This window comes from Pseudomonas sp. NPDC099000 (assembly GCF_044759925.1).
Lineage (GTDB): Bacteria > Pseudomonadota > Gammaproteobacteria > Pseudomonadales > Pseudomonadaceae > Aquipseudomonas.
Genome location: NZ_JBIWAF010000004.1, coordinates 278,417 through 303,021 on the forward strand (window position 1 = coordinate 278,417; position 24,605 = coordinate 303,021).

Consider the following 24,605-nt stretch of genomic DNA (forward strand, 5'->3'; position numbering starts at 1 on the left):
AAATGGGAATTCCCTTTATGAAACGTTTTCTTAGCATCGCCATGGCGTTGTGCATCGGCCTGACGATGAGCCTCGACGCCAATGCCGCCAAGCGCTTTGGTGGTGGCAAGAGCTCCGGCGCTGCGCCGACTCACCAAACCAGCCAAATGGCTCCTTCTTCTGCTGCGGGCGGTGCTGCCGCCACTGCGGGTGCGGCCGGTGCCGCGGGCGCTGCTGCCAAGGCCGGCGGTGCTTCGCGCTGGCTCGGCCCTCTGGCCGGCATCGCGGCCGGTGGCCTGTTGGCCTCCATGTTCATGGGCGACGGCTTCCAGGGCATGCAGATCTTCGACATCCTGATCATGGCGGTCATCGCGTTCCTGGTCTTCCGCTTCATCGCCGCTCGTCGCCGCAAGCAGCAGGAGCACCTGGCTCCAGCGGGCGCGCCGATGCAGCGTGAAGTGTTCGAACAGAAGCCAGCCGGCATGGGTTCGATCTTCGGCGGCTCGGCGGCACCTGTTGCCGCTCGTCCGGTAATCAACGCGCCAGCCTGGTTCAATGAACAAAACTTCATTGAAGCGGCCCGTAACCACTTCCAGTCCCTGCAGCAACACTGGGACGCCAACGAAATGGACAAGATCGCCGAGTTCGTGACCCCGCAATTGCTGGAGTTCCTCAAGCGCGAACGTGCCGATCTGGGCGAAGGTTTCCAGTCGACCTACATTGATAACCTCAATGTTCAACTGGACGGCGTGGATGATCGTGCGGACAAGACCATCGCCACCCTGACCTTCACCGGCGTGTCGAAGACTTCGCGTTTCGACCAGGGCGAAGTGTTCAGCGAAAGCTGGAACATGGAACGTCCGCAGGGCGAAAACCAGCCTTGGCTGGTGGCCGGTATCCGCCAGAACGGCTGATCCCCTCTGCGTTACGCATGCTGTAATGAAAACCCCGGCCTCGGCCGGGGTTTTCTATTTCGCAGTTGCATCTATAGCGAGCTACTGTATAAACCGCCCCAACTAAACCGCGCCATCAAGCAAGAGGATCCCGGACGTGGAAGAAATCATCGAACAACTGCGTGAAGCCAACGAACCGGTACCGGTCCCCTTGGAGTTGCCTGACGAAGACCAACTGGTGGAAATCGAGGAACAACTGTTCATCGACATTCCCTTTGTCTTCAGAGAGTTTTTGCTGACCGTCAGCGACGTCGTCTACGGCAGCCTGGAGCCGGTGACCGTCACCGACCCGCAATCCCACACCTACCTGCCGGACGTAGCGGCCAACGCCTGGGACGCTGGCGTCGACCGCAGCATGATCCCGATCTGCCAGGACGGCGACAACTACTACTTGGTCGAAGAAGACGGCACCGTGGTGCTGTGGTTGGCCGAAGAAGAACTGATTGCCGAAGAAACCTGGGAATCGGTGTGGCACTGGGCGCGGGACGTCTGGCTGGAAAGCTGAGCCGTCTGACCCGCCGTGTGGTCAATGCCCGGACGATTCCTTGTGGTTGTCCAGCGTTTCGAGCAAGGCCACCTGCATCCGCGTGTGCACGCGGATAAACCAGCGCCAGAGCAGCGCCGCCACCGTGGCGGCGACCACGACGATCAGTACCAGCAACTTGTTGGTCGGCAAAATACTGGCCGACAAGGCTGCCAGCAGCAGGAAGATCACCAGCAGCGAGAGGATCGGGATCACTTCGGCGATCACCCGGCGCACTCGCTGCGTGTGGCGCCCCGCCATCTCCGGCTTCACACCCATCTCCGCCAACAGCATCGACAGCGCCTTGAGCTTGCGATAGGCGGCGATCAGGAACGGCAGCGACAACAGCAACGCCCCACCCCAGATCAACGCTTTCTGCCAGCTCGGAACGCTGATCCAGTCTTGCAGGTAAACGGACATGCGTTCGGCGAAATACGCACCGGAAAAAAAGATCGCAATCACCAGCGCCAGATTGACCCCGACCTGCAACAAAATCCGCCGGATCATAGACGCCAGCAACGCGCCCTCACCCTGAGGCTGGATGCTGCGCAGCCACTCGCCGTACATCCCCAACACTCGTCCCATTCGCTGCGGCATCACTGCGGCAAGCTTGATCGACAACGGATCAGCCGCGCGGATCAGATAGGGTGTCAGCAAAGTGGTAATCACCGAGACTGCCACGGCGACCGGGTAGAGGAAGTTGCTGGTGACCTGCAGCGTCATACCCAGCGCTGCGATGATGAAGGAAAATTCGCCGATCTGCGAAAGTCCCATCCCCACGCGCAGTGAGGTACGTCCGTCATTGCCGGCAATAAAAGCCCCGAGACCGCAGGAAAGCATTTTGCCGAGCACCACGGCCACGGTGATCACCGCGATCGGCCAGGCGTATTGCAACAGGATCATCGGATCGAGCATCAGCCCGATGGCCACGAAGAAGATTGCACTGAACAGGTCGCGAACTGGCTCGATCAAGCGCTCGATCTTCAGCAGCTGCCGCGACTCGGCCATGATCGCCCCAATCAGGAACGCACCCAGGACCATGCTGTATTCGAGCTTGACCACCAGCAGGCAAAAGCCGAAACACAGGCCCAGCACGGTGATCAGCAGCATTTCGTTGCTTTCGAACTTCGCCACGTAGGCCAGTAATCGCGGCACCAGCAAGATGCCAATGACCAGTGCCACGATCATGAACAGCGAGAGCTTGCCCACCGTGGAAAACACTTCGCCGGAACTGACCGTGCCACTGACCGCGATGCTCGACAGCAAGGCAATGATGCCGATGCCGAGGATGTCCTCGACGATCAGCACACCGAAGATCAGTTGGGCAAAGCGCTCGTTCTTCATCTTCAGGTCGTTGAGCGCCTTGACGATGATGGTGGTCGAGGAAATCGCCAGGATCGCGCCGAGGAACAACGAATCCATGGTGTTCCAGTCGAACCATTGGCCGATTTCGTAGCCGATCCAGATCATCAGCACGATTTCCAGGAACGCCGCGATGAATGCCGTGGCACCGACCTTGAACAGCTTGCGCAGGCTGAACTCCAGCCCCAGGCAGAACATCAGGAAAATCACCCCGAGCTCAGCGAGCGTCTTGATGGCTTCTTCGTCGTGAATCAGGGCGAATGGCGGTGTGTGCGGGCCGATGATGAAGCCGGCGACGATATAACCCAGCACCACCGGCTGTTTGAAGCGGTGAAAAAGCACGGTCACCACACCTGCGACCAACATGATCACTGCCAGGTCCTGAATAAAACTGATGGCATGCATGGTGTGGGGCTCCTTAGGGTGGACTTTCGGAGGTTAACACCGCGACTTCCGCCAGAAAGGCAGTGCAATATATGGAAACAGATCGATCCGGCGTGACGGCGACCACCCGCCCGGCGTCCCGATAACTGTGGTTTGGAAAAAACCGACCAGGCGCCCGCAGAGGTGCCGCCCCTCCGACATTCTGCCTTGACCCGTGAGAACGCTATGGAACCCGGAAACGCCCAGCTGTCGATGACGGTATTAATGACCCCCGACATGGCCAACTTCTCTGGCAATGTTCACGGCGGTACCCTGCTCAAATACCTCGACGAAGTGGCCTACGCCTGCGCCAGCCGTTACGCCGGCCGCTACGTGGTGACCCTGTCGGTGGACCAGGTGATTTTCCGCGAGCCGATTCATGTCGGCGAACTGGTGACCTTCCTGGCCTCGGTCAACTACACCGGCAACACCTCCATGGAGGTGGGCATCAAGGTGGTGACCGAAAACATCCGCGAGCGCTCGGTGCGCCATACCAACAGCTGCTTTTTCACCATGGTCGCGGTGGATGATGACCGCAAACCGGCTGCCGTCCCGCCGCTGCAACCGCAGAACAGCGAAGACAAGCGCCGCTTCATCCAGGCCCAGCAACGTCGGCAGATTCGTCAAGAACTGGAAAAGCGCTATCAGGAAATCAAGGGCGATGCCTGACGTGTTCGTGCTTTAGATTGCTTTCGCGGGCAAGCCTCGCTCCTACAGGTTGGGTTTGATCACACATTATGTGAACAACTCGGGCCTGTAGGAGCGAGGCTTGCCCGCGAAGCTTTTAAAGGCTGATCGCCGTCGCCTCGAACCGCACCCGTGGATGGGCTATCCGGTCCTGAGCCCGCACCAGTTCCAGCTCATAGCTGGAGCAAGCCTGGGTTTCCAGCAGCACTTCATGCACCGCCGACGCGGCGAATTCGAAAGCCGCCACCAGGCTATCGCCCAACAGTACGCGAGCCAGAAACAGTCCGGAGGTCAGGTCGCCGACGCCCACCGGTTGACGCGGGAACGCCAGCAGCGGACGGCGCAAATGCCAGCTGCCTTCGGCTGTCACCAGCAACATCTCGAAAACATCCGCCGGTTTACCGGGATAGTCCAGATGCTTGACCAGCACAGCCTTCGGACCACGCGCCAGCAGCGCTCGCGCCATGGCCAGGCAATCGAACAACGATTGCGGCTTGCGCCCCGAAAAGCTGTCCAGCTCCAGCTGGTTCGGGCACATGAAGTCCGCCACGGCAGCTGCCTCCTCCAGCAGGAAATCGCTAACTTCCGCCGGCACACTGCAGCCCTTCTCCGGATGCCCCATCACCGGGTCGCACAAATACAGCGCCTTGGGGTTCATCGACTTGATCCGCGCCACGCCCGTCAGGATCGCCCGGCCCTGCGCCGCACTGCCGAGGTAACCGGACAGCACCGCATCGCAATTGCCCAGCTCGCCAATCGCCGCGATCCCTTCAACCAGATCGGGGATCTGGTGCGGAGCCAGCACTTCACCGGCCCACTGGCCGTATTGCGTGTGGTTGGAGAACTGCACGGTGTTGAGCGGCCAGACGTTCACCCCGACCCGCTGCATCGGGAAAACCGCGGCGCTGTTGCCAGCGTGACCGAACACCACATGGGACTGGATGGCGAGCAGATGGGGCGTGCGTTTCATGCGGTGTGTTTTCCGTCAAACGATTGAAATTCGAGCCGCGCAGTATGCGACGAAACACGGCCTGTACGACAGACCGGCGACGCAGTTAAGCTGGCACTATCTTGTTGGAGCAACTTGTTGATGCTGACCCTCGGAAATATCTTCGTGTTGATGCTGCTCGCCACCGGCGGCGCTTGGCTGTGGCACAACCACGGGCTGCGCGAGCGCGCGCTGGAACGGGTCAAACTGCATTGCACCAAGCTCGGGATCGAGCTGCTGGACGGCAACGTGGCGTTAAAAAAGATCGCGTTTATCAAAGACGCCAACGACCGGCGGCGCCTGGCCCGTGTGTATAACTTCGAGTTCACCGTGACCGGCGAAACCCGTCACAACGGCACCATCACCCAGTTCGGCGCCCACAGCGCGCAGATCGAACTGGCGCCCTATCCGATGCCGTTTGACGACACGCCTGCGGTGGTCGACGTGGTGAAACCTCGCGCAGAAGTGATCGAGCTGAGCCAATGGCGGCAAGAACACACCAAGTGGCGTCCTTAACCCGTCCGACAGTCGGCCAACGCTTTTTGCAGTGAATCCACATCCTGTGGCTCACCGAAAATCAGTTCGATCCGCGAATCCTGGCGCCATTCACTGGGCTGCCATTCCAATGGCGAGTTATCCAGCGCATTCACCGAAACCCAGCCATCGAGGCTGTGGATAACCAGCTTCGCCCGCCGCCAGACAATGCTTTCAAGCCACTGGCCAACGCGCGCCACATCGAAAGTCTGAGTCGGATGCCAGCGCCAGCCGATGCTCCAACCGCCCTCTTGCGCCTGACTCAAGCAAATCGGCAGCGCAGGATCGGTCCAGATGGCCGGCATCTGCGCCAATCCCTTGGGCACGATGAAGTTATCCACACCCGCCACCGCCTGAGCGCCGAGGCCCGGTAATTCGCGCAACGGCAGGCGCGCTTGCTGCGTCCAGTACAAAGGACGAGCAGGCAGTTGCGCGGCGATTTGCTGGCGATCATTGACGTCGAGACCTTCCGCCTTGTTCAGCAACAACAAACCAGCATTGCTCAACGCCTCCTGTTGCGCCTCGGGCAATGGTTTGCCGACAGCGAGCGCCTGGGCATCCAAAACCAGTACACAAGGTTGTACCGCCAGTACGCCTTGCCACGGTGCTTCACTCAATTGCTTGAGCAACTGCGCCGGGTGGCCCAGCCCTGAAGGCTCGATGAACAGCCGATCCGGCCGCGCCTTGCGCAGCAACCGCCCGAGGCCGATCTGAAACGGCGCACCGTTCACGCAACACAAACAGCCCCCGGCCACTTCCCCCAGTGCGATACCATCGGCGTCCTGGGTCAGTAGCGCTGCATCGAGGCCGATCTGGCCGAACTCGTTGATCAGCACCGCCCAGCGCTCACCGATCGGTCGCTGTATCAGCAGGTTCTTGATCAGGCTGGTCTTGCCGGCGCCCAGCGGGCCGGCAATGACGTGAGTGGGAATGTTCTGCAACATGGTCGATGTTTTCTGAGGAGGTAATGGATGCGGTTGATGGGATTTTCGTTGTTCTTGGTGCTGTGTTCCGGCGAGGCGCTGGCCCAGGCATGCGTGGTACATAGCACGGCCGAGAGACTTGACGTGAAAGTCTGCCAGCAGAACCGCAACATCCCGGAAAAGCTCTTCGCCGACGGATTCTGCCAACCGAACCTTCCCGGGCAGAAAGTCGAGGTGCAGTACGTCGACCAATGCCCCACCGGCGCGTTCGGCGTGTGCAGCAACGCCCAAGTCGCCAATATGCCTTACCGCCAGGATATTCACTATTACGGCGTGGCCACCGATGCGGCGTATCTGAAGCCGTTTTGCGAAGGCCAGAGCCAGGGCAACTGGCTCAAGCCCTAAGCCAGCCAATCCAGGGTCAAAATCAAACGGCGTTCGCCCGGCGCGAGTTGCGGCGAACGGTGGATCAGGCCGAAACCTTCGTTGCCGTGCCATTTCTCGCCTTTGAGCAGTGCCACTTCGCCGCTGGCGATTTGCTCAATCAGCGAATCTTCTGTGGGTTCGGCCTCAGGCTTGCCCAATTGCCGGCGATCTATCACCCCTTCTTTCAGCCACTGACTACCAACTCCGGAATACGTCGTGATCAACCGCACCGGCACATGATCGACGTGAAAGCGTGGGCACATGGCCTTGTCCAGAACGCGCACACGCAGGCCGATGCGCTTGGCGCCCAACAGACAGGCGAATGCGCTGACCAGCCAGGACACGTCGGCAATGAAACCAGCATAACCTTCGAGATCGCTGAATCCTGAGGCCAGCCCATGCAGATTGGGTTCGGCGTCATCGCTGGACAATTCCAGAACCAGCGACTCGGCCAGCGGTTCGTTCCGGGACAGCAGCAAGTACCCAAAATCATCAATGTGCGCCGGGAGCTGGCGCTGCCAGACGGCGAGGTTTACGCCGTCTTCTAGAATTCGAGTCAAGGTTTGCGGCGTTTCGCCTTGAACCTGATGAACGATCGGCCTCGGCTTCAGGCTGGGCGCCAACATCAGGCGGTCACCTCTTCGTGCCAAGGGCCGAACGGATCGGACAGCAAGCGCCAGCCTTCGACACCCAACGCCATTTCATCATCGCTCAGCAGGCAACTGTCTAGTTCGGCGGTGAGTTGCGCGAAGTCGATGTTCTGACCGATGAACACCAGTTCCTGGCGGCAATCGCCGGTGGCGGCGGTCCAGTTTTCCATGATCCCAGCCGTGCTTTCTTGGTCCTGGGGCCACTGGGTTTTCGGCACGAAACGCCACCAGCGCCCGGCGAAACCATGGCGCATCAAGCCACCGGCCTGGGACCAGCTACCCGCGTCCGTGTGCTTGCTGGCCAGCCAGAAAAAGCCTTTGGAGCGCAGCAGTTTACCGTTCACCCACGGTCGATCAATGAAGCTGAAAAAACGTTGCGGATGAAACGGTCGGCGGGCTCGGTAGGCCGTCGAGGCGATGCCGTATTCCTCGGTTTCCGGCACGTGTTCGCCGCGTAACTCCTGCAGCCAGCCTGGCGCTTGAGCAGCCTTTTCAAAGTCGAAACGCCCGGTATTGAGGATTTCCTTCAGGGGGACTTCACCCATGACCATCGGGATGATGTGCGCCTGAGCGTTGAGGCGTTCGAGGATCGCGATCAGCTCCTCGCGTTCGTAGCGGCTGATCAAATCGATCTTGCTGATGAGGATCACGTCGGCAAATTCGATTTGCTCGATCAACAGGTCGGTGATCGAGCGCTCGTCGTCCTCGCCCAGCGTTTCACCGCGGGAAGCGAGGCTTTCGGCCGCCTGATAGTCGAGCAGGAAGTTCATGCCGTCGACCACCGTGACCATAGTGTCGAGCCGCGCGATGTCGGCCAGGCTCTGCCCCTTTTCATCACGAAAAGTGAAGGTCTCGGCCACGGGCAATGGCTCGGAGATGCCGGTGGATTCGATCAACAAGTAATCGAAACGCCCATCCCTGGCGAGTTTGCTGACTTCTTCGAGCAAGTCTTCACGCAACGTGCAGCAAATGCAGCCATTGCTCATCTCCACGAGTTTTTCTTCGGCGCGATTCAGGCTGACATCGCGCTGGACTTCGCTGCCATCGATGTTGATCTCGCTCATATCGTTGACGATCACGGCGACTCGCAGGTTCTCGCGGTTACGCAACACGTAGTTGAGCAGCGTGCTTTTACCGGCGCCGAGAAAGCCCGACAGGACGGTCACGGGGAGACGATTGGGCATCAGGAATTCCTCACAGAGATGCCCGATCGCAGGGCCGGGCTGATTCAAATGTTATAGTATAACAACTCAACCACGCCAGCCCTCTCTTGCCCAAAACGGGCAAAGCGCACGATGGCGATGGACAACGCTGGCCAGCATCAGTTGAGCAAGTGACGTCTGTGCATGTTGAAAGCCGCTCGTGAAAAAGGCGTGGTCGATTCATATGTAATAACATAACATATGTAACTCCACTCCACGACGGACCTGCTCATGAATGCGCTGACTCTGCCGGATATCGCTGCGCAGGCTTCACGCCAAGCCCTGCCACTCGAATGGGTGGGCATGTGCGGCATCGCTCTTCCTGTTTTGTTCGATGGCCAACGGCTAAGCGCAAAGGCTGACGCAGGTGTGAGCCTTGATGATGGAGAAGCGCGCGGTATTCATATGTCGCGGCTGTATTTGGCGCTGGAAATGCTTGAGCAGGAAAATCTGACACCCGCCCTGCTGCGGCGAGTTTTACAACGTTTTCTCGACAGTCATGAAGGACTATCCAACACCGCCTACTTGAAAATTAACGTTGATTTGCTGCTCAAAAGGCCCGCGCTCATCAGCCCTTTGGCCGGCTGGAAAACCTATCCAGTGAGTATCGAAGCGCGGTTGAAAAACGCGATGTTCCACGTGGAACTAAAAATGGACGTTCCATATTCCTCAACCTGCCCGTGTTCAGCCGCACTCTCCCGGCAGTTGATTCAGCAACAATTCGTCGACGACTTCGCCAACAAGTCACTGCAACACGCCGACGTATTGGCGTGGCTTGGCTCGACAAAAGGCATCGTGGCGACACCTCACAGCCAACGCAGCAACGCACGTTTACGGTTGCGACTGGACGATTATCTGGATGATCTGCCGCTGATTGCACTCATTAACGACGCCGAAGCCGCTCTCGGAACCGCTGTGCAAACCGCCGTAAAACGCGCTGATGAACAAGCCTTCGCCCTGGCCAATGGTCAGAATCTGATGTTCTGCGAGGACGCCGCTCGCCGCTTGAATCTGGCCCTGAAACGCTCCCCCGGTATCAACGCGTTCCACATACGCGTCGTTCACGCCGAAAGCCTTCATGCCCACGATGCTGTCGCAGAAAGCCGGTGGAATTGGGAAGCTTCATGATCCGCTTACAAGCTTTGCGCTGGGGTGCCCCCGGTCAACCGCTCACACCGCCCGTGGATTTCGAGTTGCCCAAAGGCAGTCTGACGGCCGTGATCGGCGCTAATGGCTCAGGTAAAAGCAGTCTGCTGAAAGTCATCGCTGGGCTGCAAAAACCCCTGGCCGGAAAAGTCAGCCTTGATGTTCCACGCAAGAGCTCGCTTTCTTTTCTTCCCCAACAACAACACCTCGACCGGCAGTTCCCTATCAGCCTGGAGGAGTTGGTGGCTGCCGGTTTCTGGGGCAGCAAACAATCGCCAGAGGTACGCCGCCAACGCCTCAAAGCCGTGCTGGAAGATTGGTGTCTGAGCGGTTTGGAACGGCGCCCGTTGATGGCCCTCTCCGGCGGAGAGTTACAGCGCGCCCTGCTCGCCCGCTTGAGTCTCACCGAAGCGCCGTTGCTGTTGCTCGACGAACCCCACGCCGCGCTCGACGAGTTGGGCCAATCGCTGCTCTGGAAACACCTCCACGCCTGGCACGCCGAAGGTCGAACCCTGCTGATCGTGTGCCATGACCTGGCCGCGGTTCGCCAACACATTCCTCAGAGCTTGCTGATCAAAAGCAGCGGCTGCGTTCTAGGGCCCAGTACCGAATTGATCCGCCAACAGCCGCAAACGAAGGTGGACTGATGCTCGCGGCCGCTCATCTTTGGCAACCCTTCCTCGAGTTCGTATTCATGCGCCGGGCGCTGCTTGGCGGATTGGTTCTGGCCTGCAGTACGGCACCGCTGGGCGTATTTCTGATCCTTCGCCGGATGAGCCTGATCGGCGACGCAGTGGCTCACGGCATCCTGCCGGGTGCCGCGCTGGGTTTCTGGTTCGCCGGTTTGAGTCTGCCGGCACTGACTCTCGGTGGCCTCGGCGCCGGTCTGAGCATGGCCGGACTCGCGGCCTGGATCACCCGCAGGACGGGGTTACGCGAAGACGCGAGCCTCGCCGCGATCTATCCGATTTCTCTTGCCAGCGGCGTGCTGATCCTCGGCATCGCCGGCAAACGCCTGGACCTGCTTCACCTGCTGTTCGGCTCGGCACTGGCGGTCGATGGGCCGACGCTGACCGGCATGCTGTGGGTCTCCGGGTTCAGCCTGATCGCCATGGCACTCATCTACAAGCCGTTGCTGCTGGATACCCTCGATCCGCTTTTTCTGCAAACCGTCAGCCGTCTTGGTCCGCTGGCCCACGGCGTATTTCTGACCCTGGTGGTGCTGAACCTGGTGATCGGCTTCCAGGCCATCGGTGCGTTGATGGTGGTCGGGTTGATGATGTTGCCGGCCGCCGCGTCGCGCTTCTGGAGTCGCCGTTTGCCCGTGCTGATTGCCATTGCAGCCCTACTCGGCTGCCTATCGGTGTGGCTCGGCTTATTGCTGTCGTTCTACTACTCGCTGCCCAGCGGCCCGGCGATCGTGCTGGTGGCTGGCGGTTTGTACATGCTGTCCGTGGTATTCGGGCCGGTGCATGGCTTACTGCGCCGCCCGCCTTTGCTCACATCCCAATGAGGTGCTTTCCGATGCGCGCTTTACTCGTGCTGTTCAGTCTGATGCTGTCGATGTCGCTGTCTGCTGCGGAAAAACTTCAGGTGGTCACCAGTTTCAGCATCCTCGCCGACATGACCCATCAGGTCGGTGGCGACCATATCCAGATCACAAACATGGTCGGGCCCGACGCCGATGCCCACACCTACGAGCCAACCCCGGACGATGCCAAAGCCTTGCTCAAGGCCAGACTCATCATCAAAAACGGTCTGGGTTTCGAACCCTGGCTGGACCGTCTGGTGACCAGTACCGAGACCAAAGCCCAGGTCATCAGCGCGAGCCATGGCGTCATCCCGCGCTCCCTCAATGAAGACGGCGAGACCGTGCCCGACCCTCACGCCTGGCACAACCTGGCCAACTCCGAGCTGTACATCAGCAACATCACCAAGGCGCTGATCGCCGCCGACCCGGCAAACAAAGCCGACTACGAACGCAACAGCCAGGCCTACCTGAAACAGATCTACGCACTGCTCGCCGAAGCCAAGGCCAAGCTCGGTTCGCTGCCACCGGGCAATCGCAAGATCGTCACCTCTCACGATGCGTTCGGTTATCTGGGCCAGGCCTACGGCATCGACTTCATGGCACCGCAAGGCCTGTCCACCGAGCGAGAGCCATCGGCCGCCGAGGTCGCCGCATTGATCACCCAGATTCGCCAGGCCAAGGTCAAAGCAGTGTTCATGGAAAACATCAAGGATGCCCGTCTCCTCAAGCAGATTGCCGATGAAAGCGGCGCGCACATCGGTGGCACGCTGTACTCCGATGCGCTCGCCGCGACTGGTCAGGCGAGTACCTTCACCGGACTGTTCGAATACAACCTCAACACCCTCTACGACGCATTGAGCAAGCCATGATCCGCAAGAACCCCTCAGGCGATTTGCCACTGATTGCGGAGTCTGCCTACGTGGATAAAACTGCAATCATCTGCGGCAAAGTGGTGATCGGCGAAAACGTCTTCGTCGGTCCCTACGCAGTCATTCGGGCCGACGAAGTCGATGCGTCGGGCGAGATGGAGCCGATCACCATCGGCGCCAATTCGAACATTCAGGATGGCGTGGTGATTCACTCCAAGTCCGGCGCAGCGGTGACCATCGGCGAGTTCAGTTCGATCGCTCACCGCTCCATCGTTCATGGCCCTTGCACGGTTGGCGATCAGGTGTTCATCGGCTTCAACAGCGTGCTGTTCAACTGTGCGGTCGGCGATGGCTGCGTGGTGCGGCACAACTCGGTGGTCGACGGTCGTGACTTGCCCGAGGACTTCTACGTGCCCTCCACCACCCGCATCGGCCCCAACACCGACCTGTCGCAGTTCCCACCGGTGAGCGTCAGCGCCTCGGAATTTTCCGAGGATGTGGCGCGCACCAACGTCGATCTGGTGCGCGGCTACAAAGCCCTGCAGAACGAGTTTTGACCATGAGCAGCGTGCTGATTCGCAATGCCAGATTGGTGAACGAAGGTCGGGAATTCGATGGCGATCTGCTGGTGAGCAACGGCCGGATCGTGAAGATCGCGGGCAGTATCCACGGAGAAAATGCCCACGTCGAAATCGACGCACAAGGGCAGTGGCTGGTGCCTGGAATGATCGACGACCAAGTGCATTTTCGAGATCCCGGAGCACCGGACAAGGGTAGCTTTTACACCGAATCGCGGGCGGCCGTGGCGGGCGGCATCACCAGTTTCATGGACATGCCCAACACAAACCCGGCAACCCTGACCCTCGCGGCACTCGCTGACAAAAAGCGCCGAGCGGCGATTAACTCCGTCGCCAACTACGGCTTCCATTTTGGTGTGAGCAACGACAACCTCGACACCGTCGCGGCGCTCAATCCCTGCGAAGTGGCTGGCGTGAAAGTGTTCATGGGCGCCTCGACGGGCAACATGCTGGTGGACGATCCGCAGACGCTTGAACGATTGTTCGCCGAAGTGCCAACCCTTCTGCTGGCCCATTGCGAACACACGCCCAGCATTGAAGCCAATACCGCGAAGGTGCTTGAGCGTTTCGGGGAATACATTCCCGCCGCCGTCCACCCGCAGATTCGCGACGCCGAAGCCTGCTTTCGTTCCTCCTCAATGGCCGTGGACCTCGCTAAACGTCATGGCACGAGACTGCACGTTTTGCACCTGACCACCGCTCGCGAACTGGCGCTGTTCGAAGACAAACCGCTGACACACAAACGCATTACCGCGGAGGTCTGCCTGCATCATCTGCTGTTCGATGATCGCGACTACGCGAGCCTCGGCAACCTGATCAAGTGCAATCCGGCGATCAAGACCCAGGCTGATCGTGATGCCTTGCGCCAAGCCTTAATGAGCAATCGCCTGGACGTCATCGGCAGCGATCACGCGCCGCACACGTGGGCGGAAAAACAACGGCCCTACCACCAGGCCCCGTCCGGTTTGCCATTGGTGCAACACGCCCTGCCCGCGTTAATGGAACTGGTGATCGACGAAGTTCTGCCGATAACTACCCTCGTGGCCAAGACCAGTCATCGCGTGGCTGATCTGTTTGCCATTCCCGACCGCGGCTATCTGCGCGAAGGCTACTGGGCCGACCTCGTTCTGATCAAACCCGAGCCAGAAGGCGTTGCCGTTTCCAGGCAGCCGATTTTGTCGCAATGCGGCTGGACACCCTTCTCCCGGCAGCGGTTTCGCCACAGCGTCAGCACCACGATCGTATCGGGGCAAATCGCCTGGCACGACCAACGTCTTAATGACAACTGTCAGGGTTTACCTATACGGTTTATGCGCTAACGCGCGTTTGTTGCACTCGAGAGCACCGACATGATTCACATCACCCTGAGCGATGGTTCATTGCGTGAATACGACCAACCGTTGTCGGTGTATGAGTTCGCCGCAAGCATCGGTGCCGGGCTGGCCAAAGCGGCCGTGGCCGGTCGGGTGGACGGTGTTCTTGTGGACTGTGAATTCATGATCGAGGCCGATGCCCGGGTCAACATCGTCACACCTCAAGAGCCCGATGGGCTGGAGATCTTGCGACGCTCCTGCGCCTTGATGCTGGCGGTGGCCATCAAACAACTGTATCCAAAAGCGCACTTGCAGACCGGATCGGCGCTGGGTGACGGCTTCTTTTATGAGTTTGCTTTTGAGCGTCCGTTAAACCTGGTCGACCTTGCCAGCATCGAGGCGCGCATGAGGACCCTGGCAGCCACCAACCATTCGATCCGGCGCCGCAAGCCATCATTCGGATCGACGCCCTCGGGAAGGTCATTGCCCTACCTCCTTGGAGATTTCGAGTGTCTGTCAGTAGGCCCGCATGTTCCGGCAACCCGGGTATTGCAGGCATTCGCACTCGATCACATCAGCGGCACGGCGCCACAGCGGATCTATGGCACTTGCTGGTCGTGCCAACAGGAACTGGAAGACTGGCGGGCGCCGCCGCACGTGATCATCGTCAGCATGGACGATCGTCAGGCGGATTACGCACAGTCGGTGACCGAGGCATTGCGTCGAAGTGGCGTGCGCGCTCGTGCTGATCTGCGCAACGAGAAAGTCCGCCACAAGATCCGCGAACACAGTCAGCAAGTGCCGTATCTGGTGGTGATCGGCGAGAAAGAAAAAGCGGGTGGGTTTGTCAGTGTGCGCAGCCGCACCGGGGAAGATTTCGGCAGGATGGCTGTGGAGGCGGTGTGTGAGTGGTTGAGGTCAACGGGTATTGAGGGTGTCTGAGCCGGCCTCTTCGCGGGCAAGCCTCGCTCCCACAGGATCTACATCGACCCTGTAGGAGCGAGGCTTGCCCGCGAAGCTTTTAAGCCCTCGGCTTGACCGTTCCGCAATCCTGACCCAGCCACACGGCGCGAGTATCCAGGCTACCCTTCTGCTGAATGCCGGTCGCGTTGAACGTGCCGTTGACCTTGGTGGTGAACTCACGATCACTGAGGAAGGTGGCGACACCCGCACCCTGCGCTTTTGGACAGCTGAAACGGAATTTCCACTGATTGCCGCTGCGGTCAGTGATTTCCTGTTTGCAGCCTGATTGCGGATCCGTCAGTGGAATATTGTCTGACTTCACTTGCTCCGGCGTCAGGCACGCCCGAATCCCCTTACCGCCCATGGTAATGCCCTGCTTCTCCAGCTGCGCGCGCTGTTCCGGAGTCATCTGGCCCTGCAACTGGCCGAGGATCAGCTGTAGGTCCGGCAGGTTCTGGTCATCGACCTTCATGTTGCTGGTGGTCAACTCCCACAAACCTGGCTGCAGCATCTGCGCCTGAGCGGCCACAGGAAGTGCCAAACCTAAAGCCACGGCCAAACCCAGCAGACGAACGTTCATCGAGTAACTCCTGATCAGTAGTGGCCGTTAGACGTCAGCCGTTGGCTTCAGTTCATGGGCCAATTAAATAGCGACATTCTGCACGGAACATGGTCTGTTAAGCATTGAATCTTCAGGAGCAAGGCTGCCCCATGGATTACTTTGGACCGCACATTTTCGGCTACATGATTGCACTGCTTCATACGCTGGGCCTGATCGCAGCCATCCACGCCGTACTCACCGTCCGGACCGCCCAGGGAGCTATCGCCTGGGCCCTGTCGTTGATCTTCATGCCTTACCTCACGCTTATTCCGTATCTGGTCTTCGGCCGCAGCACCTTCGATGGCTACATCAAGGCGCGGCGCCAGGCCAACGAGGAAATGCGCAAGGCCATCTCCGAGCTCAACTGGCGGCCTTGGGTAGAAGAGGCACTGACCGCACGCGCCTCCAACGCCTACGCGTCCCTGCGGGCGATGCCGAAACTGGGGCGCATGCCGTGCCTGGCGAACAACGAAGTGCGCTTGCTGATCAATGGCCAAGCCACCTTCGACGCGATTTTCGAAGCCATCGACAACGCAAAGGAAGCGGTGCTGATTCAATTCTTCATCATCCACGACGACCGTCTCGGCCAGCGCCTGCAAACCTTGTTGCTGAAGAAAGCCGCCGAAGGCGTGGCGATACACTTGCTGTACGACCGCATTGGCAGCCATTCCCTGCCCCACAATTACGTGCAGCCGTTGCGTGACGCCGGCGTCGAGGTCAAAGCCTTCGCCACCCGCAGCGGCTGGCTCAACCGTTTCCAGGTCAATTTCCGCAATCACCGCAAGATCGTTGTGGTCGACGGTATTCTGGGCTTTGTCGGCGGGCATAACGTCGGCGACGAATACATGGGCGAGAAACCACCGCTGGCGCCCTGGCGCGACACCCACGTCCGCGTATGCGGGCCGGTGGTGGCCTGCATGCAGGAATCGTTTGCCGAAGACTGGTTCTGGGCGGCGCGATCACTGCCTCCGCTGATCCTGCCGGACGTGTATCCGGACGACGGTGTGCTCTGCCAATTACTCGCCAGTGGCCCGGCCGATTCCTACGAAACCTGTTCGTTGTTCTTCGTCGAAGCCATCCACGCCGCGACAGAACGGGTGTGGATCACCAGCCCCTACTTCATCCCCGACGAAGCCGTGTTTGCCGCGTTGAGACTGGCCGTTCTTCGAGGCGTGGATGTGCGGCTGCTGCTGCCCTCACGACCGGACCACCGAATCGTATACGCGGCCTCAAGCCTCTATGCCTTCGAAGCCGTGCGCGCAGGCGTGCGAGTGTTCCGCTACGCGCCGGGTTTCCTGCATCAGAAGGTGGTGTTGATCGACAGTGAAATAAGCGCGATAGGCAGCGCCAATCTGGACAACCGTTCGTTCCGGCTCAATTTCGAAGTGATGTTGCTGACCGTCGACAGTGCGTTTGCCGCCGAGGTGGAACAGATGCTCAATGATGACTTCGCCCAGGCCCACGAGATCGCCAAAGAAGAAAGCCGGGAGACCCGCCGCCTGCAACAGGTCGGCATGCGGATCGCCCGGCTTATTTCACCGATTCTCTAAAGGTAGATATCGTCGCGCGTCCATGGCAGTTCATGGCTGCCATCGGGGTGGGCTTTCACCGCGAGGATCTGGTGCAGGTTGATCCAGCCTCTGGCGAATGCATAGGCGCATCCAGCCAGGTACAAGCGCCAGATCCGCAGCGCCTGCTCCGGAACCAGTCTGGAAGCCGCTTCCAGATTGTCCTCCAGGTGTTCGCTCCAATGGTCCAGGGTGCGTGCGTAGTGCAGGCGCAGACTCTCGACGTCGACGATCTCCAGCCCCGCTTCGCTGATCTCGGCGGAGATCATCGACAGGTGCGGCAGCTCGCCGTTGGGGAACACGTACTTCTCGATGAAATGCCCGACACCGCGCCCAACCGGACGGCCATCAGTGTGCTTGGCCGTAATGCCGTGGTTCATCACCAGACCGCCCTCTTTCACTGCGCCGAACAAGGTCTTGCAGTACTCGGCCAGATTGGCGTGGCCGACGTGTTCGAACATGCCGACGCTGACCACTTTGTCGAAGCGCCCGTCCTGCGGCAGGTCGCGGTAGTCGAGCAGTTGTAGCTCGACCAGATCATCCAGGCCTTCGGCGGTAACCCGTTCACGGGCCAATGCCAGTTGCTCTTTGCTCAAGGTAATCCCGAACACCTTCGCGCCGAACTCACGGGCCGCATAGCGGGCCAGCCCGCCCCAACCACACCCGACATCCAGCAGGTATTCGCCTGGTTGCAGCCGCAGCTTGCGGCACAGGTGACGGAATTTTGCTTGTTGGGCTTGCTCCAGCGTTTCGCTGCCGGTCTCGAAATAGGCGCAGGAATACGCCATGTCGCTGTCGAGCCACAGCTGATAAAACGCGTTGGAAAGGTCGTAGTGGTAGGAAATCGCCTTCGCGTCGGTTTCCTTGTCGTGGAGGGTGCGCACTGGTTGACTGTCTTGGTCACCAAGCAATGCCTGGCTCCACTCATCACAGACGCGGATCACCTCACTGATGGAGCCTTCGAGTTCAAGCTTGCCTTCGACAAACGCCGCTCCGAGCGCGTCCAGGCTTGGATGAGTGAACTGGGAAACCATTTGTGGGTCCTTGACCACAATTGTGACGCTGGGCGTCGGCCCCAGATTGAATTCATGGCCGTCCCAGAGTCGCAGGCGTAACGGTAACTGCAGATTCTGTAAGGCCGGTGGAAGTTGCGCGAGCATGGAAAGTCCCCCTTGTTTCAGACGTCTGATGTGAGGGTAGACCATCCTGAAAAAATAGCTGGCTATCGATTTAATAGCGTTTTCTACAACTCGCAGCGCTTCGACCAGCCATCGTGAGTCCACAAAGCTGATGGTCCTCACCCTAGATGACTACAAACTTGATGCACAGTTCTAAAAAGTTGGTTTTGCTCTCATCTCTTTGGTTTAGAGCCTTTCAAGCCTCGTCTTTGATTTTCAGCAAAGGCTCCTGAAAGCGCAGCAGACGCCCCGCGTTACCGAGCACCAGCAACGTACTGAGGTTATGCAGCAACGCCGCAATCATCGCCCCCGCCGCACCGAGCCAGCCAAACGCTGCGAAGGCAACAATCGCCAGGGTCCAGCCCAGACCGATGATCACGTTGACCTGCAAAGTCTGCCGACATTGGCGACTCAACCGGACACAAGTCCCGAGCCGGCGCAGGTCGCTGCCGATCAGCACAATGTCCGCTGATGCCAAAGCGATGTCCGCGCCACCCGCGCCCATGGCCACCCCCACGACGCCGGCCTTGAGTGCCAGTGAATCGTTGATGCCATCCCCTACCACCATCGGCCGGAAACCGTTGTCGATTTCCGTCAGCACGCGGTTGAGTTTGTCCTCGGGCAAGGCCTGCGCTTCAACGTCGCTGATGCCGACATCGCGCGCCAGCGTGTGCGCCACGCTGTGCCGATCGCCAGTGAGCAACAACTGACGGCCCAACCCCAGCTCCCGTAATTCGCTCAAGGCAAAACGCGCCTCAGGTTTGACGCTGTCGGCCAGCAACAGCCAGGCAAGGAATTCACCGTTGAGCGCCAACCCGGCGATCGGGCCGTCGTGCTCGGGAACGGCCGACGTGGCGATGCCCAGTTGCGCGAACAACTCCGGGCGACCGAGTGCCGCTTCACCCTGCTCCGTCATCGCGACGACGCCCAGACCCTGGCGCTCGCGGATGTCTGACAGCAGCAGAAAATGTTCCTGCGTGACCAACCCGGCGAGCGCACGGCTCACCGGATGGCTGCTGGCCGAGCCGAGGCTGGCGGCGAGTTTCAGCACATGGCTGCGATCCTCCAGCGGGCTATCGATGGACTGCAAGCGCAAGGTGCCAAACGTCAGGGTTCCGGTCTTGTCGACCACCAGCGACGTCAGGTCCGCCAACTCTTCCAGGAACGCCGAGCTGCGAATCAGAATCCCGTGCCGCGCCGCCACCGCCACGCCGGCAATTGCCGTTGCCGGTGCCGATAACACCAACGCGCAAGGACACGCCGCCACCAGCACCGCAAGCATCGCCTGGGCATCGTTGGTGACAAACCAGGTCACCGCGGCCAACAGCAACACCAGCACCATATAACTACCGGCGTAACGTTCGAGCAAACGGGTGATTGGCGGCTTGGAGCGCTCGGCGCTTTGCATCAGCGCGATGACTTTACCGAGGGTCGATTCGTTGCCGGTGCGTGTCACTTCGATGCGCAGCAGGCCGTCGAGGTTGATCGCACCGCCAAAGACCTGCATGCCGACGCCCGCTTCTATCGGCACCGACTCGCCGGTGATCGATGCCGTGTCGAGGCTCGCCTGACCGGACAACACTCGACCATCGGCCGGCACCCGGTCACCCGCACGTACCTCGACAATGTCGCCGGTTTTAAGTGTGCCGTTGTCGACTTCGACGATGGCACCGTTTGCCTGAACCTTGCGAGCGTGACTGCGGGTCAATTTGCCGAGGGCGCGAATCGCTTCCTGGGAACCGATCACACTGCGCTCTTCCAGTACGTGGCCGAAGATCATGATGATCGGCAGCAACGCAGCAGTCAGCAAATCACCCGTCGCCCACGCACCGAGCATGGCGAGGGCGATCAACTGATCGGTGATCCCGTGCAGGCTTGGATACCGCAGGCTGTACCACGCTGAACGCATCACCGGCACGGCCACCAGCAACGATGCAAAACCCAACAGCAATTGACTGACGCCCGTCTGCTCCGGCGACAGCCAGCGCCAGATCAAACCGAGGCTGAGCAAGCCAAGGGCAAGCATGGCCAGGGTCAATTGGCGTGCAGCGCTGCGTTGTTCAGCCGAGGACAACAGGCTCGGTGCCGCGGCGGTTGAGGTGGTCATTGCGCTGCTCCCTGAATGATCAGGCGGGAATCGTCTTTCGGGTTGACCGTCGTCACCGAGCCGGCCTGGCCGAGAATCTTCGGCAGCCGTTCACGGTAAATACGCAGCAACATTTGCGGGTCAGTGCCCTGTTGTTGCGCCTGGGCCAGGCTCAACACCGTGGCCGTATCAGCCGAAGCTTTGGCCAGCCGTTCACTCGCTTGAGCGTGAGCGACTTGCAGCGTTCGGTCGCCTTGTTCATTGGCGGTCTGGGTCAGTTTCTCGGCCTCGGTGCGTGCATTGGCGACGGCTTTGTCCGCTTGCTGGCTGGCGGTCAGCACCGCATTGAACGCATTCACTGCGGGGCCGGGCAGACTCGATTGCACATCGACTCGCGCCACTTCGATACCCAATCCCTGCCCCGTCGCGGTCAGTTCGGCCAGTCGTTGATTGATGCCCTGTACCAAATCACCGCGCAGACGTTCGCGACGTTCGGCCGCCTGGTTGTCGCTGCCGATCAGCTCCGGTCGCGCCACAAGAATGGTGTCCAGGTCTCGCGCGGCGGTGAGTGCAACGGCACTGCGAGTGACCAGCCGATCGAGTGCTGGCAGCACATGTTCACCTTGAAGCACGAAGGCGTAGGGTTCGGTGACTTTGTAGAACACCCGCACATCCAGTTGCACCACGCCTGCATCACCGGTCAGCAAATAACCCGAGCCAGCGAGCGCATCGCTCAGCGGTGTCGCGAAAGACGCCAGCCGGTCTGCCTGTAAGGCGGCATCGCTGCGAAGCAGATTCTCCACCCGACGCTCGATCACCCGATCAGCTGCCGGCAACAAGATCACTTGTTCAAAGGGGCGCGGCCAGGCCAACAACAAGCCGGCATTCTGAATGCGATCCAGCGCGCCGAAGTGCAGGACCACCGCGCGATTCTGCGGATCAATCTGCCTCACGTTGGAGAATGCCCAGGCTAACGCGGCGAGAATTGTCACGCCGTACAAGGCCAAAAAAGCCAGTCGCCCGGCCTGAATCCAGGGGCTACTTAACTCATGTGTTCCACGTGGAACTAAATTCATGGCTGCGACCCGGACTTGTTTTCGAGGGTCGGCGGACCGTCAACCAACACCCGGAAAGGTGCGGCATCGGTGCGCAATATCAGTTTGGTGCCCGGGGTGACGATCGTGCCCAAGGTATCGAGGGAACGCAGCAAGTTATAAAGCTGCGGTGAACCGGCGTAGGCACGGCCGTAAATCTGTGCAGCTTCGACGCGGGATTGAGCTTCGATATCAGCCGCTTTGACCGTCGCATCGGCCTGTACGATTCGCGCATCACGCTCGGCAGCGGATCGGATTTGCGCGGCTTCTCGCTTGCCGATGGCGGTGCGTTCGGTGGCAATTGTTTCACGCTCGGCGCGCATGCGATCGACGGTGGCGGTGAGCGTCACCGACGGCAGGGTCAAACGCTCGATGCCCACTTGCAGCACTCGGACGCCATACGTGGTCAACAACTGCTGATCGATCTGTTTACGCAGCTGCGCTTCGAAATCGGCAATGTGCACCTGATTGGCATCGGTGTTCACCAGATTAGCCAGATCGAAACTGCTCGCGGTGGTTTCCAGTGCAGACCCCACAAACGTGCGAATCTGCCGCGCCGCTTCGTCCGGCTGATTCTGCACGGCGCGCATAAAGCGCTGCACGCTGTCCGGGTCACCCTGTACCTGCCACGCCACGTAGGCCTGAACAATGATGCGCAAACCATCGCGCGTGCCCACATCCTGCAAACCGCTGGAGGTGGTGCGCAGCCGCAAGTCGACAGGAATGGCCGCTTCAAAGGGTGCCGGCCAGCGCCAGCCAAGGCCCGGCTCCAGCAGCACCCGCGACGGATTGCCGAAGCGCGTGATCACCGTGGCCTCCCCCGAACGAACTTGCACCAGACTCGCCGCCGCGATGGCGAATGCCACGAGCAACGCCGCCCAACCCATGCGCCGCCACGGGAATGGACCGGCTTCTTGTGGTTCACCGTGATGATGGTGATGGTGACCGTGGTGATGTCCGCCATGGCCGTGATCGTGGCCGGCGTGCTCGTCATGATCGTGAGTGTGCGACTGGCTCAATGGGCAGCTCCTGGCTGAGCGCTGGTGCGCGGCGACGCAGGATCGGCCGGCAGCGTGAAGGTACGTAGGTCGATAGTCGGCGCATTGCTGCTGCCGCCCAGACGATGATCGAGCACCAGCAATTTGGCGTTGGCCAGCCCTTGGGTCAGTTGGCTGAAATACTGCTCCAGCACGAACGCCTGGCCAGCGCTGGCATACGCTTTTTGTTCGGCGGTGAATTTCAGATCAGCCGCCTGCGCGGTGGAATTGATTTCATGCGCACTGGCCGTCGCCTGATCGCGGGCGATGCTGGCCTGCAACTGCGCCTGATTGGTCGCTTCCGCTGCCGCCCCGCGTTCACGTGAGATCAACGCCTGGGCACCAATCTGCGCCGCCTGAACTCCGTGATAGGCATTCGCCGCACCGGCCGGCGGATGGATCGCCTCCACCACCGTGGCGAGAATTTCCACGCCGCTGTCGAGTTTCTGCAAATCAGATTGCACGGCGCGGCCAATCTCTTCGGCCAGCCCTACCCTGTCTTCGCCGAGCAAACCATCGAGGGTTCGCGAGGCAAAGTCGTGAACCAGAATCCGGCTGGCGGTGCTGCGAATCAGCGTCGGTACATCGGCGCTGTTGTAGGTCGCGGCCAACGCCGCTTGATCGGTCAGACCGATGCGATAGACAAAACGCACGTCCATGTTGACGATCTGAAAGCTCTGCTTGTCGGCACGGCTGCTGGCGATGACCTGGGATTTATCGTTCACATGACTGGCGTCCCACAAGCGATTGGCAATCGCCGGCGCCGGGCCTTCCGCCGGTTCCAGAACAACCGGCGCCGATGTCTCGCCAACGCTGGTGGCCAACTCGTGAACCACGCCGTTTTCAACGCTCAGCACCCGGCCCAACGGCCACGGTAAACCGGCGTGCAAACCCGGACCGAACACCTCCACCGGTTTGCCGAAACGCTCGTAGATGCCCCGTCCTTGCAGTGGGATTTCGTGAATGCCGGTGAGCGACCAGCCGACGATCGCCACTACCGTCATGACCGGCAAAAACGCCCGGCGCATGTAGGTGAAGGCCCAAACCTGCCGCAGGTCGATGCCGAAGCGGTTGTGCAGTTCGTGCTGCAACGCCAGCAACGGTTGTGGCGGCCAGCGCAGCATGTCGGCGACAAAACTTCGTGCCAGCAACGTCGGCTCAAGTTGTTCACGGCGAGGACTGAACAACGACAGCACGGCGCGCAGCAGCAACTCGACCGCGACCAGCCCCGGCAGCAAGCCGATCAACACGGCGAGGCGTACCGGCCAGACCGAGGTTTCGCTACCGAACAACAAACATAAAGCGCTTAACACCAGGCAAATGATCGCGACCCGGCTCAGCTGCGCCAACTGCCCCGCTTCTGGCCATTGGGCGACGTTTTCCTGGGCGAGGTGACGCTCAAGCACCAGCAAACCGAAGGCCAGCAACAACGACAGCACCGCGCCGACGCTCGCCGACAATCCCAACGCAGCGGGCGGCAACGCGAGGTTCCAGAACTGGCTGATGCTAAAGATGGTCAACAGCGCCCAACCGGCGAGCCAGAGGGTCGGTGCGCCGATCAGCCCGAGCATGCGCACCCAGCGTTGACTGAGTCGCTCCAGCAATCGTTCATACCAGCCTTCGGGAGTAACGGTATCGTCCGCGACCACAATCGGTAGCGTCGGGTTCATCGCCCGTGCGCGCCATAGAGTCACCCACCACGCCGATTGCAGACCGGCAATCAGCACCAGCAAACCGGCACTTTGACTTACCAGCAACGGGGCCCACAGCGACAACGGCGCAAACAACCCGACGAACCACGCCAACACCAACCCGACCGCCGCCAAGGCACTCAAGCCGATGGCGAACTGCCGCAATCGCCGCCCTTGAAAGACCGCCTGTTGAAAGCGCGGCAGCGAGGCTACCTGCGTTCCATCGACTTCGAGATCGACTTGCATACCACCCCAGTGCTTATCATTGGCCACATCGTAGTTCGTTACGATATAACGAAA

At 60.1% G+C, this 24,605-nt stretch carries 24 protein-coding genes; 13 read left to right on the top strand and 11 right to left on the bottom strand.

Annotation, left to right across the window (positions count from 1 at the left end; all coding sequences use genetic code 11):
- The first annotated feature begins 17 nt into the window (after window positions 1-17).
- Both ACIQV9_RS08100 and ACIQV9_RS08105 read left to right on the top strand, forming a co-directional pair.
- Window positions 18-893 (top strand): Tim44 domain-containing protein, encoded by an 876-nt coding sequence (locus tag ACIQV9_RS08100; RefSeq protein WP_403099942.1) that lies wholly within the window; start codon window positions 18-20, stop codon window positions 891-893.
- Between the two features lie 136 nt (window positions 894-1,029).
- Window positions 1,030-1,437 carry an SMI1/KNR4 family protein gene (locus ACIQV9_RS08105; RefSeq protein WP_008156656.1) on the top strand — a complete coding sequence of 136 codons (408 nt, stop codon included), beginning with the start codon at window positions 1,030-1,032 and terminating at the stop codon, window positions 1,435-1,437.
- A 21-nt stretch (window positions 1,438-1,458) separates the two neighbouring features.
- Here ACIQV9_RS08105 and ACIQV9_RS08110 read toward each other — a convergent pair whose 3' ends face one another.
- The gene (locus ACIQV9_RS08110) at window positions 1,459-3,222 is read right to left on the bottom strand and encodes a cation:proton antiporter (RefSeq protein WP_403099944.1); all 1,764 of its coding nucleotides are present in this window, start codon (window positions 3,220-3,222) and stop codon (window positions 1,459-1,461) included.
- Between the two features lie 204 nt (window positions 3,223-3,426).
- Here ACIQV9_RS08110 and ACIQV9_RS08115 point away from each other — a divergent pair, with 204 nt between their 5' ends.
- Complete coding sequence (locus tag ACIQV9_RS08115) at window positions 3,427-3,909, top strand: acyl-CoA thioesterase (RefSeq protein WP_219094686.1); 483 nt, start codon at window positions 3,427-3,429, stop codon at window positions 3,907-3,909.
- A 115-nt stretch (window positions 3,910-4,024) separates the two neighbouring features.
- Here the strand turns inward: ACIQV9_RS08115 and pdxY are convergent, their stop codons facing one another.
- Window positions 4,025-4,897, bottom strand: coding sequence for a pyridoxal kinase PdxY (gene pdxY, locus ACIQV9_RS08120; RefSeq protein ID WP_309674683.1), 873 nt, complete (start codon window positions 4,895-4,897; stop codon window positions 4,025-4,027).
- Between the two features lie 120 nt (window positions 4,898-5,017).
- On the opposite strand from pdxY, the gene ACIQV9_RS08125 reads away from it, so the two are divergent.
- Window positions 5,018-5,431 carry a DUF3301 domain-containing protein gene (locus tag ACIQV9_RS08125; protein WP_109626861.1) on the top strand — a complete coding sequence of 138 codons (414 nt, stop codon included), beginning with the start codon at window positions 5,018-5,020 and terminating at the stop codon, window positions 5,429-5,431.
- Here the strand turns inward: ACIQV9_RS08125 and ACIQV9_RS08130 are convergent.
- Entirely contained in the window at window positions 5,428-6,393 is a 966-nt protein-coding gene (locus ACIQV9_RS08130; protein ID WP_403099946.1) for a CobW family GTP-binding protein, read from the bottom strand. The genes ACIQV9_RS08125 and ACIQV9_RS08130 overlap by 4 nt on opposite strands.
- 27 nt (window positions 6,394-6,420) lie before the next feature.
- On the opposite strand from ACIQV9_RS08130, the gene ACIQV9_RS08135 reads away from it, so the two are divergent.
- Window positions 6,421-6,777, top strand: a complete 357-nt coding sequence (locus ACIQV9_RS08135) for an NADH:ubiquinone oxidoreductase (RefSeq protein ID WP_403099947.1) — start codon at window positions 6,421-6,423, stop codon at window positions 6,775-6,777.
- Here the strand turns inward: ACIQV9_RS08135 and ACIQV9_RS08140 are convergent.
- Together ACIQV9_RS08140 and zigA are read right to left on the bottom strand one after the other, a co-directional pair.
- Complete coding sequence (locus tag ACIQV9_RS08140; protein ID WP_403099948.1) at window positions 6,774-7,424, bottom strand: DUF1826 domain-containing protein; 651 nt, start codon at window positions 7,422-7,424, stop codon at window positions 6,774-6,776. The two genes, ACIQV9_RS08135 and ACIQV9_RS08140, sit on opposite strands and share 4 nt — an antisense overlap.
- Window positions 7,424-8,632: a zinc metallochaperone GTPase ZigA gene (gene zigA, locus ACIQV9_RS08145; protein ID WP_403099950.1), complete on the bottom strand. Its 1,209-nt coding sequence runs from the start codon at window positions 8,630-8,632 to the stop codon at window positions 7,424-7,426. The genes ACIQV9_RS08140 and zigA overlap by 1 nt, the downstream gene beginning before the upstream one ends.
- Before the next feature lie 249 nt (window positions 8,633-8,881).
- Between zigA and folE2 the strand changes: the two genes are divergently transcribed.
- From folE2 to ACIQV9_RS08180, 7 genes are read left to right on the top strand one after another with little or no spacing between them, the layout of a single operon-like run.
- The gene (gene folE2 / locus ACIQV9_RS08150) at window positions 8,882-9,778 is read left to right on the top strand and encodes a GTP cyclohydrolase FolE2 (protein WP_403099951.1); all 897 of its coding nucleotides are present in this window, start codon (window positions 8,882-8,884) and stop codon (window positions 9,776-9,778) included.
- The gene (locus ACIQV9_RS08155) at window positions 9,775-10,443 is read left to right on the top strand and encodes a metal ABC transporter ATP-binding protein (protein ID WP_403099953.1); all 669 of its coding nucleotides are present in this window, start codon (window positions 9,775-9,777) and stop codon (window positions 10,441-10,443) included. The genes folE2 and ACIQV9_RS08155 overlap by 4 nt, the downstream gene beginning before the upstream one ends.
- Window positions 10,443-11,309: a metal ABC transporter permease gene (locus ACIQV9_RS08160; protein WP_403099955.1), complete on the top strand. Its 867-nt coding sequence runs from the start codon at window positions 10,443-10,445 to the stop codon at window positions 11,307-11,309. The genes ACIQV9_RS08155 and ACIQV9_RS08160 overlap by 1 nt, the downstream gene beginning before the upstream one ends.
- An 11-nt stretch (window positions 11,310-11,320) precedes the next feature.
- A complete protein-coding gene (locus ACIQV9_RS08165; protein WP_403099956.1) occupies window positions 11,321-12,196 on the top strand; it encodes a metal ABC transporter substrate-binding protein in 876 nt (291 codons plus the stop codon).
- On the top strand, window positions 12,193-12,753 hold the full coding sequence (locus ACIQV9_RS08170; protein WP_403099958.1) for a carbonate dehydratase: 561 nt from the start codon (window positions 12,193-12,195) through the stop codon (window positions 12,751-12,753). The genes ACIQV9_RS08165 and ACIQV9_RS08170 overlap by 4 nt, the downstream gene beginning before the upstream one ends.
- A 2-nt stretch (window positions 12,754-12,755) precedes the next feature.
- A complete protein-coding gene (locus ACIQV9_RS08175; protein ID WP_403099960.1) occupies window positions 12,756-14,093 on the top strand; it encodes a dihydroorotase in 1,338 nt (445 codons plus the stop codon).
- A 30-nt stretch (window positions 14,094-14,123) separates the two neighbouring features.
- Window positions 14,124-15,029, top strand: coding sequence for a His/Gly/Thr/Pro-type tRNA ligase C-terminal domain-containing protein (locus ACIQV9_RS08180; protein ID WP_403099962.1), 906 nt, complete (start codon window positions 14,124-14,126; stop codon window positions 15,027-15,029).
- A gap of 79 nt (window positions 15,030-15,108) precedes the next feature.
- Here the strand turns inward: ACIQV9_RS08180 and ACIQV9_RS08185 are convergent, their stop codons facing one another.
- Window positions 15,109-15,630: a DUF3617 domain-containing protein gene (locus ACIQV9_RS08185; protein WP_403099964.1), complete on the bottom strand. Its 522-nt coding sequence runs from the start codon at window positions 15,628-15,630 to the stop codon at window positions 15,109-15,111.
- A gap of 131 nt (window positions 15,631-15,761) precedes the next feature.
- On the opposite strand from ACIQV9_RS08185, the gene cls reads away from it, so the two are divergent.
- Window positions 15,762-17,201 (top strand): cardiolipin synthase, encoded by a 1,440-nt coding sequence (gene cls, locus ACIQV9_RS08190; protein WP_403099966.1) that lies wholly within the window; start codon window positions 15,762-15,764, stop codon window positions 17,199-17,201.
- On the opposite strand, the gene cfaB is transcribed toward cls, so the two are convergent.
- From cfaB to hflK (ACIQV9_RS08215), 5 genes are all read right to left on the bottom strand, one after another.
- Window positions 17,198-18,379 carry a C17 cyclopropane fatty acid synthase CfaB gene (cfaB, locus tag ACIQV9_RS08195; protein ID WP_403099967.1) on the bottom strand — a complete coding sequence of 394 codons (1,182 nt, stop codon included), beginning with the start codon at window positions 18,377-18,379 and terminating at the stop codon, window positions 17,198-17,200. The two genes, cls and cfaB, sit on opposite strands and share 4 nt — an antisense overlap.
- Before the next feature lie 214 nt (window positions 18,380-18,593).
- Window positions 18,594-20,504, bottom strand: a complete 1,911-nt coding sequence (locus ACIQV9_RS08200; protein ID WP_403099969.1) for a cation-translocating P-type ATPase — start codon at window positions 20,502-20,504, stop codon at window positions 18,594-18,596.
- The gene (gene hflK / locus ACIQV9_RS08205) at window positions 20,501-21,559 is read right to left on the bottom strand and encodes a protease modulator HflK (RefSeq protein ID WP_403099971.1); all 1,059 of its coding nucleotides are present in this window, start codon (window positions 21,557-21,559) and stop codon (window positions 20,501-20,503) included. Before hflK (ACIQV9_RS08205) ends, ACIQV9_RS08200 begins: the two co-directional genes overlap by 4 nt.
- Complete coding sequence (gene hflC / locus ACIQV9_RS08210) at window positions 21,556-22,596, bottom strand: protease modulator HflC (protein WP_403099973.1); 1,041 nt, start codon at window positions 22,594-22,596, stop codon at window positions 21,556-21,558. The genes hflK (ACIQV9_RS08205) and hflC overlap by 4 nt, the downstream gene beginning before the upstream one ends.
- Window positions 22,593-24,551 carry a protease modulator HflK gene (gene hflK / locus ACIQV9_RS08215; RefSeq protein ID WP_403100026.1) on the bottom strand — a complete coding sequence of 653 codons (1,959 nt, stop codon included), beginning with the start codon at window positions 24,549-24,551 and terminating at the stop codon, window positions 22,593-22,595. Before hflK (ACIQV9_RS08215) ends, hflC begins: the two co-directional genes overlap by 4 nt.
- Between the last annotated feature and the right edge of the window lie 54 nt (window positions 24,552-24,605).

What these genes read in the sequence shown, in the direction of transcription:
- ACIQV9_RS08200 (WP_403099969.1), bottom strand. Translation starts at nt 20,504, where the DNA reads ATGACCACCTCAACCGCCGCGGCACCGAGCCTGTTGTCCTCGGCTGAA.
- cfaB (WP_403099967.1), bottom strand. Translation starts at nt 18,379, where the DNA reads ATGCTCGCGCAACTTCCACCGGCCTTACAGAATCTGCAGTTACCGTTA.
- ACIQV9_RS08130 (WP_403099946.1), bottom strand. Translation starts at nt 6,393, where the DNA reads ATGTTGCAGAACATTCCCACTCACGTCATTGCCGGCCCGCTGGGCGCC.
- hflK (WP_403100026.1), bottom strand. Translation starts at nt 24,551, where the DNA reads ATGCAAGTCGATCTCGAAGTCGATGGAACGCAGGTAGCCTCGCTGCCG.
- ACIQV9_RS08180 (WP_403099962.1), top strand. Translation starts at nt 14,124, where the DNA reads ATGATTCACATCACCCTGAGCGATGGTTCATTGCGTGAATACGACCAA.
- ACIQV9_RS08140 (WP_403099948.1), bottom strand. Translation starts at nt 7,424, where the DNA reads ATGTTGGCGCCCAGCCTGAAGCCGAGGCCGATCGTTCATCAGGTTCAA.
- ACIQV9_RS08175 (WP_403099960.1), top strand. Translation starts at nt 12,756, where the DNA reads ATGAGCAGCGTGCTGATTCGCAATGCCAGATTGGTGAACGAAGGTCGG.
- ACIQV9_RS08125 (WP_109626861.1), top strand. Translation starts at nt 5,018, where the DNA reads ATGCTGACCCTCGGAAATATCTTCGTGTTGATGCTGCTCGCCACCGGC.
- zigA (WP_403099950.1), bottom strand. Translation starts at nt 8,632, where the DNA reads ATGCCCAATCGTCTCCCCGTGACCGTCCTGTCGGGCTTTCTCGGCGCC.
- ACIQV9_RS08170 (WP_403099958.1), top strand. Translation starts at nt 12,193, where the DNA reads ATGATCCGCAAGAACCCCTCAGGCGATTTGCCACTGATTGCGGAGTCT.
- ACIQV9_RS08110 (WP_403099944.1), bottom strand. Translation starts at nt 3,222, where the DNA reads ATGCATGCCATCAGTTTTATTCAGGACCTGGCAGTGATCATGTTGGTC.
- ACIQV9_RS08165 (WP_403099956.1), top strand. Translation starts at nt 11,321, where the DNA reads ATGCGCGCTTTACTCGTGCTGTTCAGTCTGATGCTGTCGATGTCGCTG.
- ACIQV9_RS08115 (WP_219094686.1), top strand. Translation starts at nt 3,427, where the DNA reads ATGGAACCCGGAAACGCCCAGCTGTCGATGACGGTATTAATGACCCCC.
- ACIQV9_RS08135 (WP_403099947.1), top strand. Translation starts at nt 6,421, where the DNA reads ATGCGGTTGATGGGATTTTCGTTGTTCTTGGTGCTGTGTTCCGGCGAG.
- cls (WP_403099966.1), top strand. Translation starts at nt 15,762, where the DNA reads ATGGATTACTTTGGACCGCACATTTTCGGCTACATGATTGCACTGCTT.
- ACIQV9_RS08155 (WP_403099953.1), top strand. Translation starts at nt 9,775, where the DNA reads ATGATCCGCTTACAAGCTTTGCGCTGGGGTGCCCCCGGTCAACCGCTC.
- folE2 (WP_403099951.1), top strand. Translation starts at nt 8,882, where the DNA reads ATGAATGCGCTGACTCTGCCGGATATCGCTGCGCAGGCTTCACGCCAA.
- ACIQV9_RS08185 (WP_403099964.1), bottom strand. Translation starts at nt 15,630, where the DNA reads ATGAACGTTCGTCTGCTGGGTTTGGCCGTGGCTTTAGGTTTGGCACTT.
- hflK (WP_403099971.1), bottom strand. Translation starts at nt 21,559, where the DNA reads ATGAATTTAGTTCCACGTGGAACACATGAGTTAAGTAGCCCCTGGATT.
- pdxY (WP_309674683.1), bottom strand. Translation starts at nt 4,897, where the DNA reads ATGAAACGCACGCCCCATCTGCTCGCCATCCAGTCCCATGTGGTGTTC.
- ACIQV9_RS08100 (WP_403099942.1), top strand. Translation starts at nt 18, where the DNA reads ATGAAACGTTTTCTTAGCATCGCCATGGCGTTGTGCATCGGCCTGACG.
- ACIQV9_RS08160 (WP_403099955.1), top strand. Translation starts at nt 10,443, where the DNA reads ATGCTCGCGGCCGCTCATCTTTGGCAACCCTTCCTCGAGTTCGTATTC.